The organism is Paenibacillus dendrobii (genome assembly GCF_009807035.1).
GTDB lineage: Bacteria > Bacillota > Bacilli > Paenibacillales > Paenibacillaceae > Paenibacillus_AQ > Paenibacillus_AQ dendrobii.
Map to the genome: position 1 here is coordinate 125,478 of NZ_WUBI01000007.1, position 16,152 is coordinate 141,629.

Annotated in this window: 7 protein-coding genes, 11 tRNA genes and 1 pseudogene; 3 read left to right on the top strand and 16 right to left on the bottom strand. The window is 45.8% G+C overall.

Going from position 1 to position 16,152, the window contains the following annotated elements; all coding sequences use genetic code 11:
* Window positions 1–48: 48 nt before the first annotated feature.
* The 10 genes from GRF59_RS27845 to GRF59_RS27890 form a co-directional block, all read right to left on the bottom strand.
* Complete coding sequence (locus GRF59_RS27845; protein ID WP_160500995.1) at window positions 49–1,455, bottom strand: CdaR family protein; 1,407 nt, start codon at window positions 1,453–1,455, stop codon at window positions 49–51.
* Window positions 1,448–2,278, bottom strand: coding sequence for a diadenylate cyclase CdaA (gene cdaA, locus GRF59_RS27850; RefSeq protein WP_160500996.1), 831 nt, complete (start codon window positions 2,276–2,278; stop codon window positions 1,448–1,450). The genes GRF59_RS27845 and cdaA overlap by 8 nt, the downstream gene beginning before the upstream one ends.
* A 202-nt stretch (window positions 2,279–2,480) precedes the next feature.
* On the bottom strand, window positions 2,481–3,095 hold the full coding sequence (locus GRF59_RS27855; RefSeq protein WP_160501008.1) for a zf-HC2 domain-containing protein: 615 nt from the start codon (window positions 3,093–3,095) through the stop codon (window positions 2,481–2,483).
* A 121-nt stretch (window positions 3,096–3,216) separates the two neighbouring features.
* On the bottom strand, window positions 3,217–3,783 hold the full coding sequence (gene sigW, locus GRF59_RS27860) for an RNA polymerase sigma factor SigW (RefSeq protein ID WP_160500997.1): 567 nt from the start codon (window positions 3,781–3,783) through the stop codon (window positions 3,217–3,219).
* A 282-nt stretch (window positions 3,784–4,065) separates the two neighbouring features.
* Entirely contained in the window at window positions 4,066–6,861 is a 2,796-nt protein-coding gene (gene ppc / locus GRF59_RS27865; RefSeq protein ID WP_160500998.1) for a phosphoenolpyruvate carboxylase, read from the bottom strand.
* 559 nt (window positions 6,862–7,420) lie between these two features.
* Window positions 7,421–7,494: transfer RNA gene (locus GRF59_RS27870), tRNA-Gly, on the bottom strand.
* 24 nt (window positions 7,495–7,518) lie between these two features.
* A tRNA-Pro gene (locus GRF59_RS27875) sits at window positions 7,519–7,592 on the bottom strand.
* Between the two features lie 15 nt (window positions 7,593–7,607).
* Window positions 7,608–7,684 (bottom strand) — tRNA-Arg (locus GRF59_RS27880).
* Between the two features lie 7 nt (window positions 7,685–7,691).
* Window positions 7,692–7,766, bottom strand: a tRNA-Gly gene (locus tag GRF59_RS27885).
* Between the two features lie 8 nt (window positions 7,767–7,774).
* A tRNA-Leu gene (locus GRF59_RS27890) sits at window positions 7,775–7,858 on the bottom strand.
* Window positions 7,859–8,326: 468 nt separating this feature from the next.
* On the opposite strand from GRF59_RS27890, the gene GRF59_RS27895 reads away from it, so the two are divergent.
* From GRF59_RS27895 to GRF59_RS27900, 3 genes and pseudogenes are all read left to right on the top strand, one after another.
* The gene (locus GRF59_RS27895; RefSeq protein ID WP_160500999.1) at window positions 8,327–13,861 is read left to right on the top strand and encodes a S8 family serine peptidase; all 5,535 of its coding nucleotides are present in this window, start codon (window positions 8,327–8,329) and stop codon (window positions 13,859–13,861) included.
* 223 nt (window positions 13,862–14,084) lie between these two features.
* Window positions 14,085–14,231: pseudogene (locus GRF59_RS30340) on the top strand (helix-turn-helix domain-containing protein); the annotation flags it as partial.
* Window positions 14,232–14,264: 33 nt separating this feature from the next.
* A complete protein-coding gene (locus tag GRF59_RS27900) occupies window positions 14,265–15,332 on the top strand; it encodes a transcriptional regulator (RefSeq protein WP_237392102.1) in 1,068 nt (355 codons plus the stop codon).
* A 108-nt stretch (window positions 15,333–15,440) separates the two neighbouring features.
* On the opposite strand, the gene GRF59_RS27905 is transcribed toward GRF59_RS27900, so the two are convergent.
* The 6 genes from GRF59_RS27905 to GRF59_RS27930 form a co-directional block, all read right to left on the bottom strand.
* Window positions 15,441–15,513: transfer RNA gene (locus GRF59_RS27905), tRNA-Lys, on the bottom strand.
* Window positions 15,514–15,518: 5 nt separating this feature from the next.
* Window positions 15,519–15,593, bottom strand: a tRNA-Gln gene (locus GRF59_RS27910).
* Window positions 15,594–15,646: 53 nt separating this feature from the next.
* Window positions 15,647–15,722, bottom strand: a tRNA-Val gene (locus tag GRF59_RS27915).
* Window positions 15,723–15,860: 138 nt separating this feature from the next.
* Window positions 15,861–15,935, bottom strand: a tRNA-Glu gene (locus GRF59_RS27920).
* A 13-nt stretch (window positions 15,936–15,948) separates the two neighbouring features.
* Window positions 15,949–16,024: transfer RNA gene (locus GRF59_RS27925), tRNA-Thr, on the bottom strand.
* Window positions 16,025–16,027: 3 nt separating this feature from the next.
* Window positions 16,028–16,103 (bottom strand) — tRNA-Asn (locus GRF59_RS27930).
* Window positions 16,104–16,152 lie beyond the last annotated feature (49 nt).

The following is a 16,152-nucleotide window of genomic DNA, read 5'->3' on the forward strand; positions in this document are numbered from 1 at the left end:
TTTCCTGTTTAAAATTCAAATTAAAATCACGATCCGTGTTCTTCGAAATTAGTTCGTTCCGGTGTCTCCCGAATCTCCGGAAGGTTCCTGATTATCCACGGTTCCATCCGGCTCTCCCCCTTGATCCTCGGTTCCTGTTCCTGGATGGGTGCCCTGGTTTTGATTTTTATCCTTGCCTATTCCGTCTGTTCCGGTTTCCGGATCGGTTGTAGCAGGGGTCGAGTTATCCTTAATCTCTATTGTAGCCGTGAGCGGACTTCCCTGGTCAACACGGGAGATATAACGCGGCAGAACAACCTGCAGCGTCACTTCATGCGTTCCCGGCTTTAGATTACCTACGCTTGCGATCAATTGGATATCATCTTTGGTCAGACTGTTCAGCAGTCCGGGAGCCCCATTGAGTGTCAAAGACATTGTTTGGCTAGCCGGATTCGTAATCTTGGCCTGAAGGTTGCTGTTATCATCGTTTTTGATCGTAATCGGGATATCATTGATGACCCTCTGTGAATTGGAGACCGTGGTGATTTCCACCTGCAAGGAGCTAGGCTCGATTTTCTCAAAACCGGAAGGTGCCGTCAAGTCCACAGGAAGAACTATTGTTCCCGCCTGCGTGATTTGGCTCAGATCCACACTGATATTCGTATAGGACTTTACTCCCGCCAGTTCTTCTTGAGAACCGTACAGCTTAACTTTAGTCACATTAGGCTGGGCTTTGGATATAACCAACCCTTCAGGCAGCTTTCCTGTGTACTGCAGCTCAATCGGAATCTCCTTAAAAGGAGGTGAGATCATGACATCGGCTGTCACCGTTGATGGATCGAGTACGGCGCCTTCAATTTCCTGCCCCTTCTTGTCATAAGCCGTCAGCTTAATCCTTTTCTCTTTTACCGAGCCGTCCTCACCGTCTATTGTCACGGTTCCTTGCACCTTGGAGACCTCGCGAAGCTCGCTTTCCGGAAGTGTTACTTTTACGGTTGCCGGCTGAGGCGTAATTTTACCAATTTGATACCCTTCTGCAGGCGCACCTTTGGTCACGATGGTAACCGGGAAAGTTGCCGTGTTTCTCTCTTCAATATTCACGGTTACCGTGGACGGCTGTATATTTACGATCTCAAGCCCTTTAGGAATATCTACACTTAGCGGCAGTGTGCTGGTTCCCACCTTGGCATTGCTGAGATCCAATTTGATTTTATATTCGCCTGAAAATGCGGAGAGCAAATCTGTCTTCTTGCCCTTAATCTCGATGCGGACCCTATCCGTATCCATCGCACTTAGAATATATTTCTTCTCGTCCAGTCCATAGGGCTGTACTTTTACATTTTCAATAATCCTTGTATCGATTTTCGCGGTAGGCGTCGGAGTATCATTATTCCAATGAACCATGCTCCACAATAACACACTAACCGCAAGTGCCAATATTTTCGCGAAATTATTGTTATTGATCCATTTATTCATCTTTATCAGTCCCCTTCCGGCGCCAGAACATCGGGCGTTTTTCTTTAGGGGTTGAATTCGGACGTAGTTCTTCATATAGTTTCGAAATCAGGGACTCTTCCTTGATGTCACGCACAACCTGTCCATTGATTGCAAGTGAAATTTGGCCTGTTTCCTCGGAAACAACTACCGATACAGCATCCCCGACCTCACTGATTCCAATGGCCGCACGGTGCCGGGTACCCAGTTCTTTACTAATAAAAGGGTTCTCCGAAAGCGGTAAATAACATGCCGCCGCAGCAATCTGATTGTTCTGAATAATAACGGCACCATCATGAAGCGGCGTATTTGGGATAAAAATATTGATAAGCAGCTGTGAGCTGACCATCGACTGCATCGGAATACCTGATTCCGTGTATTCATTGAGTCCCGTTTGGCGCTCGAAAACAAGCAATGCGCCAATCTTTCTACGTGCTAAATAATTCACGGCTTTAATGACTTCGCCGATCAGTTTGTTGAACTCCTCATCTTCAGCCGATGATCGTCCAAAAATCTTACCGCGCCCCAACTGCTCCAGCGCTCTTCGGAGCTCCGGCTGAAAAATAATGAAGATCGCAAAAATGCCGAAATTAAAGATCTGATTCATCAGCCATCTCAGCGTATACAAATCGAACCATGTACTTAGTGCCCAAATAATCACAAGAACCAGAATCCCCTTCAGCAGCTGAACGGCTCTGGTACCTCTGACGAGCAAGATGACATGATAAATAATATATGTAACGATCGCAATATCGATTAGATCCTTAATGGACTCTTTCCATGTCAAATCCGCAAAATAACTCATACTTAGGCCCCCGCACTTCCCCTTGATTGTTAAATGGGTCTCTATCTAATATAATTTCCCCTATATCTTCTAGGTTATAACGATCAACTTCATGATGCAAGCGGCCGAAGCTCTAAAATGGATGAATTTATACTTTATTCCAGCAAAAAGGCGCCTTCTTTCTGAAAAGAGGCGCCGTAAAATTCAGGTACAGCAAGCATTATTAACGGTAGGCGACGTCCGAGAATACATTTGTTATTTTATACCAGATCCAATCCAAAGCCTGATCGATATTTTTGACCCTTCCCGAAATGTGGGCAGTAGAAGCCTGATACAAGGATCCGTCGATAACCGTCAGATTCCCGTTCACATCTCCGTAGATCTTGGTTTTCCCATTCTCCACAGTCAAATTTCCGGCAATGCTTTTTCCTGCAGGGACGATTACCGTGTCTCCTTCAATGACAACCTGATCCAGATCGCTTCCCTTGACGACGAGTTGTGTGTCCTGATCCCAGAAGCTGACAGAACTGATCAGCATGACAATCAGGAAAACAGCAGCCGCCGTAACCGCGGGATGTCTTTTAATCCATCCAAGCCAAGGCTGCTGCTTCTTTTCCTGAGGCAGGGCACTCATGATCCGCTGGGTCAGCTCAAGAGGAGCAGAAGGCGCGTGATGGTTCAAGGAGAACATCAGCATATCCGTCTGTTCCAGCTCTTTAAACTGCATCCGACAGTCATGACAGGACAGCAGGTGGGTCTTAAGTGCCAGCTGCTGGTCCTTGGACAAGTCGTCATCTAGATAATCATGCATTAAAGAGACGGCCAAGTTGCATTCCATATGAGCCAATCCTTTCATTCATATAAATGTATTCGAACCCTCTTCCTCTCTAAGGGCATAAGACTTGTTTAACTTGTAATACGCAATACTCTTTAGAATGTTTCAACAAAATAAAGGGAATTTATAATCTGGGCTCCAGTTTTTTACGCAAAAACTCCCGCCCGCGGTGTACCCGCGTTTTGATTGTAGTGACGGGCATTCCCAGAACATCGCTAATTTCCTGAAGTGACAGATCCTGAAGATATCTCAGAATCATTACCGACTTGTACTTGGCCGGCAGGCTGTCAATGGCCTGGTAAATGATCTGTTGCGTTTCGGATAAAAGCGTCTCGCTTTCCGGGGTCCGGTTATCGCTCGGAATCATCGAGTAGCCATCCATGCCTTCCTGGTCGTTCATCTCCGCATCGAGGGAATATGTAGGCTTCTTTTTCCTCAAGCGGTCGATACACAGATTCGTAGCTATTCTGTAGATCCAGGTAGAAAATTTCTGGTTGGGATCATAACGATCCAAATTTTTATATACGCGCAGAAAGGTTTCCTGAACAATGTCCTCCGCCTCATGGCGGTTGCTCAGCATTCTGTAGGCCAAATGATATATTTTATCCTTATAGAGCTCTACAATTTCCGCAAAAGCACGCTGGTCCCCTTTAAGAGCCAGTTTGGTTAACCTGTTTTCTATATTATCCACCAATTTATTCCCCCAGACTTGCTGATGGGTAACGAGCTTTTTTTCACATCACTCAAATCGTAATTCAACTTCCGCAAAAATGCAAGATAACCTCCTCTAACATCGAAGAAAAACACAGCAAAAATTCCGAACCGATGGTTATCTTTAGGACTAATCGCATTCCGCAGCAGTTTCGCCACGTTAATCGTAGGTCGTCAAAAAAAAGAAAGCCCGGGTTTCAACAGATTGAATCCGGGCTTTCCATTTATGGGCTTTTCCTATGATGACAATATAACGAATGTATCAGCCTGTATTCCGGAGTCCTGCAGCAATTCCGTTGATGGTAAGAAGGACCTCACGCAGCAGTTCGGCATCGTCCTCATCCTTATCACGAAGTCCGCGCAGCTCGCTCAGCAGTTGAACCTGCAGGTAGCTGAGTGGATCGACATACGGATTGCGCAAGCGAATGGATTCCTGAATGACAGGAACATTATCCAGAATTTCCTTCTGTCCGGTGATTTTGAGAATCAACTCGGAGGTAAGCTTGAATTCTTCCTCAATCAGACCGAAGATGCGCTGACGCGCTTCATCGTTTTTGGACATATTCGCATATTCATGGGCAATAACCATATCTGCCTTCGCAATCGCCATTTGAAGGGAATCAATCAATGAAGTAAAGAATGAGAATTTCTCATACATTTCCTGCATAATCTTCAGATTCTCTTCCTTATTCTGATAAAAATTCTGAATGCCCGTTCCCGCAGCATACCATGCCGGCAGCAGGTAACGGCTTTGCGTCCATGAGAATACCCAAGGAATCGCACGCAGATCCTCGAAACGATCGCTATTCTTCCGCTTAGAAGGACGCGAACCGATGTTCAGCTCTCCCACTTCAGGCAGCGGAGTCGATTCTTTGAAGAATGACAGGAAGTCCGGATCACGGAAGATCAAGTCCTGGTATTTATTCCGGGAGACCTCCGACATTTCTCTAACAATTCCATCCCAGTACGCTTCACGCGCATCATCGGCTTGAGGAGTTTCTTTATTGATAGCTGCCGTGATCAGAGCGGATGTAGCTTGCTCCAAACTACGGTATGCGATCCCTTTAAGGGAATAACGGGAGGAAATAACCTCGCCCTGCTCCGTGATTTTGATACCCCCGCCTATCGTAGAAGCCGGTTGAGCCAAAATTGAACGGTTCAAAGGCATGCCGCCGCGTCCAAGAGCACCGCCGCGTCCATGGAAGAATTTCAACTTAATGCCCGACTCGTCGGCAACAGCTGTTAATTCCTTCAGTGCTACGCGCAGCTCCCAGTTCGCCGTTACGGCCCCGCCGTCTTTATTGCTATCCGAATATCCAAGCATAATTTCCTGCAAATCATTTCTTGCAGCAATGCTTTGACGATAGATTGGCAAATGGAACAGTCTCTTCATAATTTCCGGAGCGGCATGAAGATCTTCAATGGTCTCGAAAAGCGGTACGGACTGCAATGTGCAATCCACGGTCCCGTCACTGTTTTGACGGAACAATCCGACCTCCTTCGCAAATACCATAACCTCCATGATATCACTTGCACCCTCAGCCATACTGATCAGGTAACTCGTAATACACTCTTTACCATACTCCTGTTGGGCTTTATATACCGTGCGGAATACATCAAGGCATTCTTTGGTGCTCGCACTGTATTGATGATAGTTAGAAGTGATGGGTCTTGGTTCACTCAGCAGTTTGGCCAAAAGCGCAATCTTTTCCTCTTCGGACAGCTTTGAATAGTCAGGCGTCACATCGATCTGCGCCAAAATCTCTTTCATCGCGTTTTCATGCTCTTGACTGTGCTGGCGGATATCCAGGGCAGCCGTATGGAAGCCAAAAAGCTCGACCTGACGGATTAACTTTTGAATATATGTGTCAGCGACATAGTCAGCGTAATGGAAACGCAGGCTGCGATCGATCACTTTTAAATCCTCGATGAATTCCGCAGGAGAATTATAGGACTCCAGAGTACCTTTCTTGCTGTCATCAGATACATTGCTCATCTTCTCCATCATGTAGACAAGCTTGATCCGGTAAGGTTCCTTCTCATTGAGCCATTCACTGCGTCTCACAACCTCAACGTTGGTGCGATCGACCGCGATGGAATCAAGAAGTTCTTCGGATACTTCGACAATGGAAGTGCTGAAGCTCAAATACTGCATATATTCGGATAGGATCCGTTGATACTCCCGAATCGCCAGCTTGCGCTGCATCCGGAGCGTTTCCCAGGTGATCTCGGCAGTTACGGACGGATTGCCGTCGCGGTCTCCGCCGATCCAGGAACCAAAGCGTAAGTACGTAGGTACATGCCAATTATGGCCTGGGTAGTATTTATTCAAGCACCGTTCCAGCTCCTGATAGACATCGGGAAGTACATGGAACAGCGTTTCATGGAAATAGTACATTCCGTTTCTGACTTCATCGAGTACCGTTGGCTTCCCGGCTCTAAGTTCATCCGTTTGCCAGAGGGTAATGACTTCATTCAGAAGCTTTTCGCGAAGCTGCTCACGTTCACGGAAGGTAAGGGTCGGATTATCCAGTAGCATAACATCCTCTGAGATCCGCTTATGAATGTCTAGAATCGCTCTGCGCATCGCTTCCGTCGGGTGGGCCGTCATCACAAGCTCAAGCGAGAGACTTTCAATAATCTCCTGTACTTCGGCATAAGTGAATTGACGATCCTTCAAATCCTGGACTGCAATTTCAATGGAGCCAGGCTGTACCGTTTCACCGGCTGATCTTTCGTAATCACGTTTACGCCGGATTCGGTGGTTTTGTTCCGCAATATTCACCAATTGGAAATAGATCGCAAAGGCTCTGATCACTTGGTGGCGAATATCCGGCTCGAGATTCTTAATGATTGTCTTGAAATCCTCATACAATTCAGGTAAAAAAACAGAGCGTAATGACTTGCTGGTCTCGCGAATCTTTTCAACAATATCCAGAAGCTCGTTGCCGCCCTGATGGACAAGCACTTCGCCGAGTATATTTCCCAAGAATCGCACATCACGCCGCAGAAGGTTGTTTGAGTTGCTCTTATTTGCGGTAACCGTAAGTTCAGTCATGCTACTCCTCCCATCTCCATCCCGTTTGTATTGCTGTCTCTGTAACGCTTTCTAAACATCATACAACAAAATAAATCGAAAATCTGCACTTTTTCGCGATAAAGCAAAAAAATATTGATCCCCGTCATTCCTTGCTTGTAGTATTTTTATGCATGCGGCATTTTCAGGTTAATTTATGTATACCTGCAAATATTGAGCATTGGCATGACAATTTCCTACATATTTAGTCCTCATCCTAATTATTTATTCAGTCAGATTTTCTAACATCCAAAATATCCCTAAGCTATGAGGGTCGGCTGAACCCTTCATTTTCAATTCAACCTGTCCATTCATTACCCATTTTAGCTTGCTTCTGATTCATGAATGTTAATCATTATAGAAAAAAATTTCACTGTTCCCGGGAGTTGTCCGGAAAATAAAAAACGGTCTGTGCCGTATTTTCACAGCAGACAGACCGTCTCCGCAGAAACCATATCTTTTCAAGAACCGGTGCTCAATATATAGTTACTTTTCTGAATATCAACAAAAAAACGCCTTTCGGCGTCGTTATTTAACAATTTGGAGCGGGTGATGGGAATCGAACCCACGCTATCAGCTTGGAAGGCTGAAGTTCTACCATTGAACTACACCCGCATAAACGGAAAATAAAGATGAATATCGGGATGACACGATTTGAACATGCGACCCCCTGGTCCCAAACCAGGTGCTCTACCAAGCTGAGCTACATCCCGATATTAAAGTAATAATGGCGCGCCCTAAGAGATTCGAACTCCTGGCCTTTTGATTCGTAGTCAAACGCTCTATCCAGCTGAGCTAAGGGCGCAAATGATTGGAGCGGACGACGGGAATCGAACCCGCGACCCTCGCCTTGGCAAGGCGATGCTCTACCGCTGAGCCACGTCCGCATAAAACTTGGTGCGCGTGGAGGGACTTGAACCCCCACGTCAAAGACGCTAGATCCTAAGTCTAGTGCGTCTGCCAATTCCGCCACACGCGCACATTACCGAAAGGAATTTCACCTGTCAGTTTCAGTCATATCTAACGTGAATTGTTTGCTTTTCGTAAACGTTATCTCGTTAGCGACAAGAATGATCTTACCATAGTTAATTACCTCGAGTCAAGCATATTCCAATATTTTTATTAAATTATTTTTTGTCCTTCATTTTGAACGGTCTGATTCCATCTTTTTGAGCTCTTATCTAGGCAAAACCGCCGTTTTTGGGGTAATCAATCCGGCCTTGTTATCCCTTCTATCTCTCTTTACATCCAACTCCATACTTATTTATGGCATTTAATTAATGATTTGCCCTCCGAAATGCCATTCCCCTCACTACGTTCTACCCTTTCATGAGCTTTTCTGAAGTCAAATTACCCCAATTTACAATAAAAAAACATTCACCGTATATTATTAATTATTTATTGCTTCACGGTAAAGCAACAAAACATTATAAATTGGAGGTATGTAATGAAAGCCCGAAACATTAAACATTGGGTGTCCGGAGCCCTGGCAGCTACGCTGGTAGCCTCTTCTGTGCTTGCCACGCCGATCTATGCTGCATCTCCGGCAGGCTTAACCGGCATTGACCAGGCAAAAGCCCAGGCCATTCTGGACAGTCTCAGCCCGGAACAGAGGAAAGCCCTCGAACAACTGACGGCAAAACCAAGCAATACGATCGATCCCAGCATCAACACAGAGGATTCCAAACTCACGAACATTATTGTTGAATTCAAGCAATCCCCCGCAGCCGTTGCCGTTCTGAACAAATCGCTTCTCGGAAGATCTCTTTCCCGCTCTACGGCGGAAAGCCTGGTCAGCCAATCCCACGAGCAATTCAAAGCATTTATCAACAAACTGAAAGTCACGAAAAGCGAACAGGCTTTTGCTGCTAATTTGATTACCATTAACCGTGAGTACACGGACGCGATGAATGGTGTCTCCATGACGCTGCCGGGTACGGCGGTCAAAGAACTTCTTAAATCCGGATTAGTCAAAAAAATCTGGAAAGACGGTATCATCAAGCTTCCTGAAGAGCAGCTCAAGATCAATACCTCAGATGGAAGTTCTACTAATGAGTTGAAAGGCACTCAAGGAGTAGCAGGGATATCCACGCGTATGGCTGATAGTGTTCCTTACATTGGAGTGGACAAGCTTCATGAAGAGAACATCACCGGTAAAGGAGTTAAAGTCGGTGTCCTAGACACAGGTATCGATTACAATCACCCTGATTTAACGGGAGCTTATAAGGGATATCGTGCTGCAGCAGGTGTAGATCCCAAATCCATTGATCCCGCTTCTGTCAAGGGATGGGATTTCATCGATAACGATGCTGATCCTATGGAAACAACCATGCAGGATTGGATCGATGCCGGCAAACCCGGTCTGGGTGAAGATTATGCGACAGCTCACGGAACCCATGTATCCGGAACCATAGCGGGTCAGAAGAACAACAACGTCGATTATGCAGTCATGGGGATTGCACCAGATGCCGACTTGTACGTTTATCGCGTGCTCGGTCCAAGCGGCAGCGGCGAGGATAGCGGCGTTATCGCCGGCATCGACAAAGCGATCAAGGATGACATGGACGTGATTAACCTTTCCTTAGGTTCCAAAGTCAATGATCCGCTAAACCCATCGTCCGTTGCGATTAATAATGCGATGCTTCAAGGTGTGGTTTCCGTGATAGCCGCAGGCAACGACGGTCCTAATGCAGGAACACTCGGTTCACCGGGAGCCAGTGCACTGGCCATCACAGTAGGAGCCTCGGATGTACCTGTAAGCGTGCCCACAGTAACGGCATCTGTTTACAGTGCTGATCTAGGTGGAGCTCAGCCTCCAATCATTGATCCCGAAGACGAAACCGAACTTCCCCCCGCAACTTCGGAACCGGGCAGCGAGAGCGAACAGACTTTTGCGTCTGATCAGGCCATTGAGACTGAGCAGCTTTCCGTATCCAATGCGGTCTATGGCTTGAAGCTGTTCGCCAAGGATTTTAAGGATCAAATCGGGGATCTACAGGGCAAAGAATTTGAAGTAGTTTACGCAGGTCTTGGTTATGAAGAGGATTTTGCCGATATTGACGTTACCGGTAAAATCGCATTAATCTCGCGCGGTGAACTTGCCTTTGTCGATAAAATCGCCAATGCCGTCAAAGCGGGCGCAGCCGCAATCATTATTTATAACAATACCGATGGTTTGGTTCCAGACTATTTGGGAGAGCATTCGAATTTCATCCCTACTTTCCAAATGCTGAAGGCAGATGGCGAAGGAATCAAGAATATGAAAAATCCTTCGTTGAAATTCGAGAACGTAGATCAATCCGTTTCGGGTGGGGATCAGCTGGCTGATTTCAGTTCCAGAGGCCCTGTAGCCGGAACCAACGACATCAAACCGGATCTGGTTGCACCGGGTGTATCCGTATTTTCTACCTATCCCGTGTTCATGAACGATCCTGAACATGCAAGCAACTACGATATCGCCTACACCCGCATGTCCGGTACTTCGATGGCTACGCCTCATGTTGCCGGTATTGCCGCTCTGATCCTGCAGCAGCATCCGGATTACACGCCTTTTGATGTGAAAACAGCTTTGATGAACACATCCGTTGACCTGAAAAAAGAGTACTCCGTCCACGAAGTGGGGGCTGGGCGCGTCGATGCATACCGTGCGGTCCATGCCGATACTTCTGTTAGAGTACTGGACAGTACGTTAAATGTGGAAAATGATCAATATGTTGAAGTCGAGGATATCACGGGCTCGATGAACTTTGGCAGCCTCTACACCGAGAATGGAGCGAGCAGTTCGGCAAGCAAAAATCTTAGAATTGAAAACCGTGGAACCGATACGAAGACTTACTTATTGAGCACAAAATATAAACCTGCCAATGGAAGCCTCTCCCTTGACGTTCCTGCATCGATTACACTCAGCCCGGGAGAATCCAAAGATTTCACGGCAGTATTGAATGTATCCGATCAAACGCTGAACAGCCGTTATGAAGGATATTTGCAGCTGGTGAACAGCAGCAATTCGGAAGATAAATTCCAATTGCCTTTTGTTGCGCGAGTGACGGACAAAGGTATCGATTTCATTCAAATGGATCCGCCGTCGGTGACCAACGATACGCCATATCATCAGTTCTATTCCCTTTTCACTTTGCTTGAATTCAATTTGAAGAGTCCGATGGAATATTTCGATATTATTTTAAAAGACTCATCCGGCAATGCACTGGGTACCCTTGGCACATTTGATGCTGTTGGTACGCAGCCTGGCCTTGATTACTATATTCCTAATGGCTTTAAAGGATATGTGTATCCTTTTACGGACAATGGAGTGGCAGAAACAGCACGATTTGTACCTGAAGGTACCTATACACTTGAAATGATCGCCAATGACTCAGAAGGAACCACTTATACGAAGAACAATGTGGTAGTGGTCGATAATCAAGGGCCGGATATTCAAATGACCCTCAATGATCAGCCGCTTACCCCTTCAGTTGTAGAAGTGGACGATTCCATGCTCACAGACGAGACCTTGGATGGCAAAACCATTCATGGCGTATGGGTTCACGGCAGTGTTCATGACGACTCCGTCGATATCCTGAATCAAGCAGGTTATGACCTCAAACAAAATTCGAGTACGGTAGCCTACTATGAATATGATTTGCCAATGTATTCCGGGTTCCTCAAAATTGAGGATAATGGCAGCTTCCGGTTTGGCGTGACACCTGAAGAATATGAAACAGAACCTTACCAGCTAAGACTATTCGGATTCGATATGGCCAGCGCAGCCAGCCCGGTGACGGGTAACAAGCTTACCTTTATCAAAAAAGGTTCGACTTACGCAACCAATAGCTTTGACAAAAAGAGCGTTCAGCTTGGCGATTCAATTACGATGACATTGAACGTGACCAACGCGACTCAGTTCGCCGGCGGCAAGTTTGTCGTTGAAAATGACTTTTTAGACAATCTCGTCTTGGACAGCGTTAAGGTAAACCCAGCATTTCAGGCGCTGGCTGAATCCAAAGGTGCAACTGTTGATGTTAAAGAACCTGAAGAGACAGAATACAGCACCGCGTTTGAAGCTAATTTATCGGGTGAGAATTTTGCAGGACTGGAAGGAAGCTTCCCGTTCCTGGATGTTACCTACAAAGTCGTAGATGATTCATTCTATTACAAAAAGAAGAATATTAATGTTACAGATTTTTCCACTCATCAAGTAAATGAATCGGATCCCGTTGTAACCCCTGTGTTCAACTTGGAAGACTTCGACTTTATTTCGAAGCACTCCAGGTTGTATGGTTATATTGGCCCAGAGGCTTTCCTTGTGAATGGGGAGTTTTTGGACGCTCAAAAATATGACTTCAGCAAAATAAAAATTGAGGTATACGCAGAATCCGAGTCAGGAGAACGTTACGAAGCAACCGTAGGGGAAACTGGCGAATACAATATCACTGGCATTCCTGCAACGGATCGTCCGCTTAAGGTCTATATGAAGACTCCTGGCCATACCACTCTGTTCAGACAAATCGCCCTGAGCAAAGAAGTAAACGGAGAGCTTTACGGTGTACAATCCGGTCTGAATCTTGGCATCAGCGTAGCCGGTGACATTAATGGTGATCAGGTTGTCGATATTTACGATATGGAGCTGGCAGCGGCCGATTATGGCTCCAGTAATCCACGTTCGGATATTAATCAGGACGGTATCGTCAATGATACTGACGTGAATTTCATCATCAATAACTTTATGCAAGCCGGTGAAAATAGCGATCCTGCCATCGTTCCACAAGAAAAAATCGGCAACAAGGATTTGAACTATTTCCTTAACCAGATTAAAATCCACGGTAATAACAACAATGGTGGCGGAAGTACCTCAGGTTCAACAAGTCCGATCCTTACACCATCGACGGGAACAACGATTACGGCCGATCAATTATCGAAAGCGACTAACGGCAAAGTAAGCATCGCCGTTTCGCCTGACAAGGATATTAAATTGCCGGTGAACGCCGGTGAGCTTTTGAAAGATAACGTGCTGGAGCTTCATTCCGATCAGGTATCCGTCGTTATCCCGTCATCCGTCCTTAAGGCTCTTACTAAGGCAGCGGGTGCGGAAGCAGCTAACGGTTCCATTGTCTTCCGTTTTGCTCCGGATGAGCAAATGAAAGCTGGTACTCCATCCGAACAAGGTTTGTCCTTGAAAATGGCTGGTACCGCATACGGATTGGAACTTTACTTCAAGAAGTCTACTGGCGAGAAGGTCGTTCTTCCGAGCTTCCCAGAACAGGTTCAAGTAACCATTTCCTATCCGGAACAAGGACTACAATCAACACTCCTTGGTTTATATTATTGGAATGAGAAATCCGGCCAATGGGAATATGTTGGTGGAGATGTTGATGCAGCCTCCCATAAAGTTCAGGCTTCATTGTCTCATTTCAGCAAATATGCAATTCTCGAATATAACAAATCTTTCAGTGATCTGGGCGCTATCCACTGGGCTAACAAGGCCGTTACGGAATTGGCAGCGAAGCATATTGTCAGCGGCCAAAGCGAAGTTCTCTTTGCACCTAAAGCTCAAACGACCCGTGCTGAATTCGCATCCTTTATCGCACGTGCATTGAAACTGGATACTAGCGCAGCCTCTGTACCTTTTACCGATGTTAAATCGGATGCATGGTACTCAGGAGCCGTTGCAGCAGCGTATAAGGCCGGTTTGATTCAAGGGGTATCTGAAGCCTCCTTCGCTCCGAACAAGCCGATTACGCGTGAAGAAATGGCTGTGCTCGCGGTGAGAGCTTATGAATGGAGCCACAAATCCAATACAGCAAGCAATGATGCTGCATTTACGGATGCTTCCTCCATCTCCGCATGGGCAGTTGCAAGTGTCGGGAAATCCTCTAACTTAGGGATTATGCAGGGGCAGAAAAATGGACAATTCATCCCTAAGGCTTCAGCAAGCCGCGCCGAAACAGCGCAGACGATTTATAATCTGCTTAAAGCATTGCAATAATCAGCGTTAGTTTTCTATACAACAATTCATCACTGAAAAGGGACTCGGTTGTCAGCGCCAGCAGGCGCTTATGACGACAGAGTCCCTTTTTTTGAATTACTGTATATGATGATCCTTCATGACACGCTCCGTTAACTGGTTTTTTCTTGCTGGAATACAATCTGGTTCTTAACTATAATAGATAAAATTACGGATTTGTAATCCGGATCTATCGAGGTGAACCATGACTGAGGGACAAATCATTAAATTCTATCGGGAACAGCAGAATCTAACCCAAGGAGAACTTGGTCAAGGGATATGTTCTATTACTCATTTAAGCAAAATTGAGCGCGGAATCACGGAGTACTCCAATGATATCATTGATCTGCTCTGTGAACGGTTGTGCATTGACATGACAAGCGAGATGAAAAGATATTTTCATACAGGACAACTGCTATCCTCCTGGCATAATGCCATTGTCATGCAGCGTTCTGACGAAGTTGAACAGCTTAAGGAGATCATTGATCGCGAGGTGTTAAAAGATCTTCCCTCCTATCGTGTTTCTTATCGTTTGCTCTTGGTCCGATATTATCTATATAACATACAGCTGGACCTGGCCAACCGCCTAATTACCCAAATACGTAATGACAATACGTCCGCCACACCATTTGAGGAGAACTTCTTCCGGCACTCGCTGGGGATCTATTACTTCTTAAGCGGCCAATTCCGGGATTGCATTGAAATATTGACAGCTATCGATTCGTCCCATTATACGGAACAGGAGTACTATTACCATCTAGCCATTGCCTACCATGCCATTCATTCCAATACCACAGCATATTATTACGGGGAAAAAGCTCTTCATTATTTCCGGCAAACCTTAAATATGTTGCGTATTATTGATACAGAATCACTTATGCTCATCCAATTGAATATGTCCGATGCGAGCAACTTTCCCGAAATTGTGAGTCGATATCATAATTTAATTAAAACCTGTGATTTGTGCCAAGCTGAAGACCGGAAGTCCAAGCTTATTCATAATTTGGCCTTTGAACATCTTAAAAGAGGGGATTATGTAGAATCTTGCACCTTATTTCAGCAAGTCATGCAACTGATGGATAAGGAAAATTCCGTTTATTTATCGACTTTGGACTGCTATATCACTGCAGCAAACCGGGGAAATATTCTTCCTTCTTCAGAACTGTTGCAACTGGCCAAGTACGGACACAAGCTGGCTGCAGAGCGGAAAGACAAGCGCATGATTGATTTTAAATTGCAGCTTTATCTTCTTCAGAACCAAATGCCTCAATATTATCAATGCATTGAGGAGGAAGCCCTTCCTCTCTTCAGAAGCAGTGGAGATAATTACTCCATCGAGAGATATGAAAGAAAGCTCCTAGACTTCTATTTGGAGCAGAATGACCAGGCCCGAGCCCTTCATTATGCCCTTTCCCTAATTGAAGCTCAAAGTCAAAACTACAAAGATTATTAATAATAAACCCCCGTAATTGTTCATGATATTAATGAACAATTACGGGGGTAAAAAATAAAAAAACCATCTATTCACAATAGACAGCTTATAACGCGATATTTATAGGAGTGAGCCATGAAGGGCTCGAACCTTCGACACCCTGATTAAAAGTCAGGTGCTCTACCAACTGAGCTAATGGCTCTTAACTGGCTGGGGATATAGGATTCGAACCTATGCATGACGGAGTCAAAGTCCGTTGCCTTACCGCTTGGCTAATCCCCATTAGTGGATTAATATATCTTGTCCAACGTATGGACGGATTATGTGTAAAATGATGGTGGAGGCTGAGGGGATCGAACCCCCGACCCTCTGCTTGTAAGGCAGATGCTCTCCCAGCTGAGCTAAGCCTCCATATATATGGCTAATAATTTAAATGGTGACCCGTAGGGGATACTCTCACTTCGTTCGAGACTGCGAAGCAGCGCTACCGAACTTTATGCTCCGACGAACCCTTATAGGTTCTCATCCCCAATCGAAGCTAAATAGTAATGGTGACCCGTAGGGGATTCGAACCCCTGTTACCTCCGTGAAAGGGAGGTGTCTTAACCCCTTGACCAACGGGCCACTGCGAATAAAATGGAGCTCTCAACCGGATTCGAACCGGTGACCTCTTCCTTACCATGGAAGCACTCTACCTACTGAGCTATGAGAGCAAATGGCTCCCCGAACAGGACTCGAACCTGTGACAACTCGATTAACAGTCGAGTGCTCTACCAACTGAGCTATCAGGGAATATGTATGCTTGGCGGCGTCCTACTCTCCCAGGACCCTTCGGTCCAAG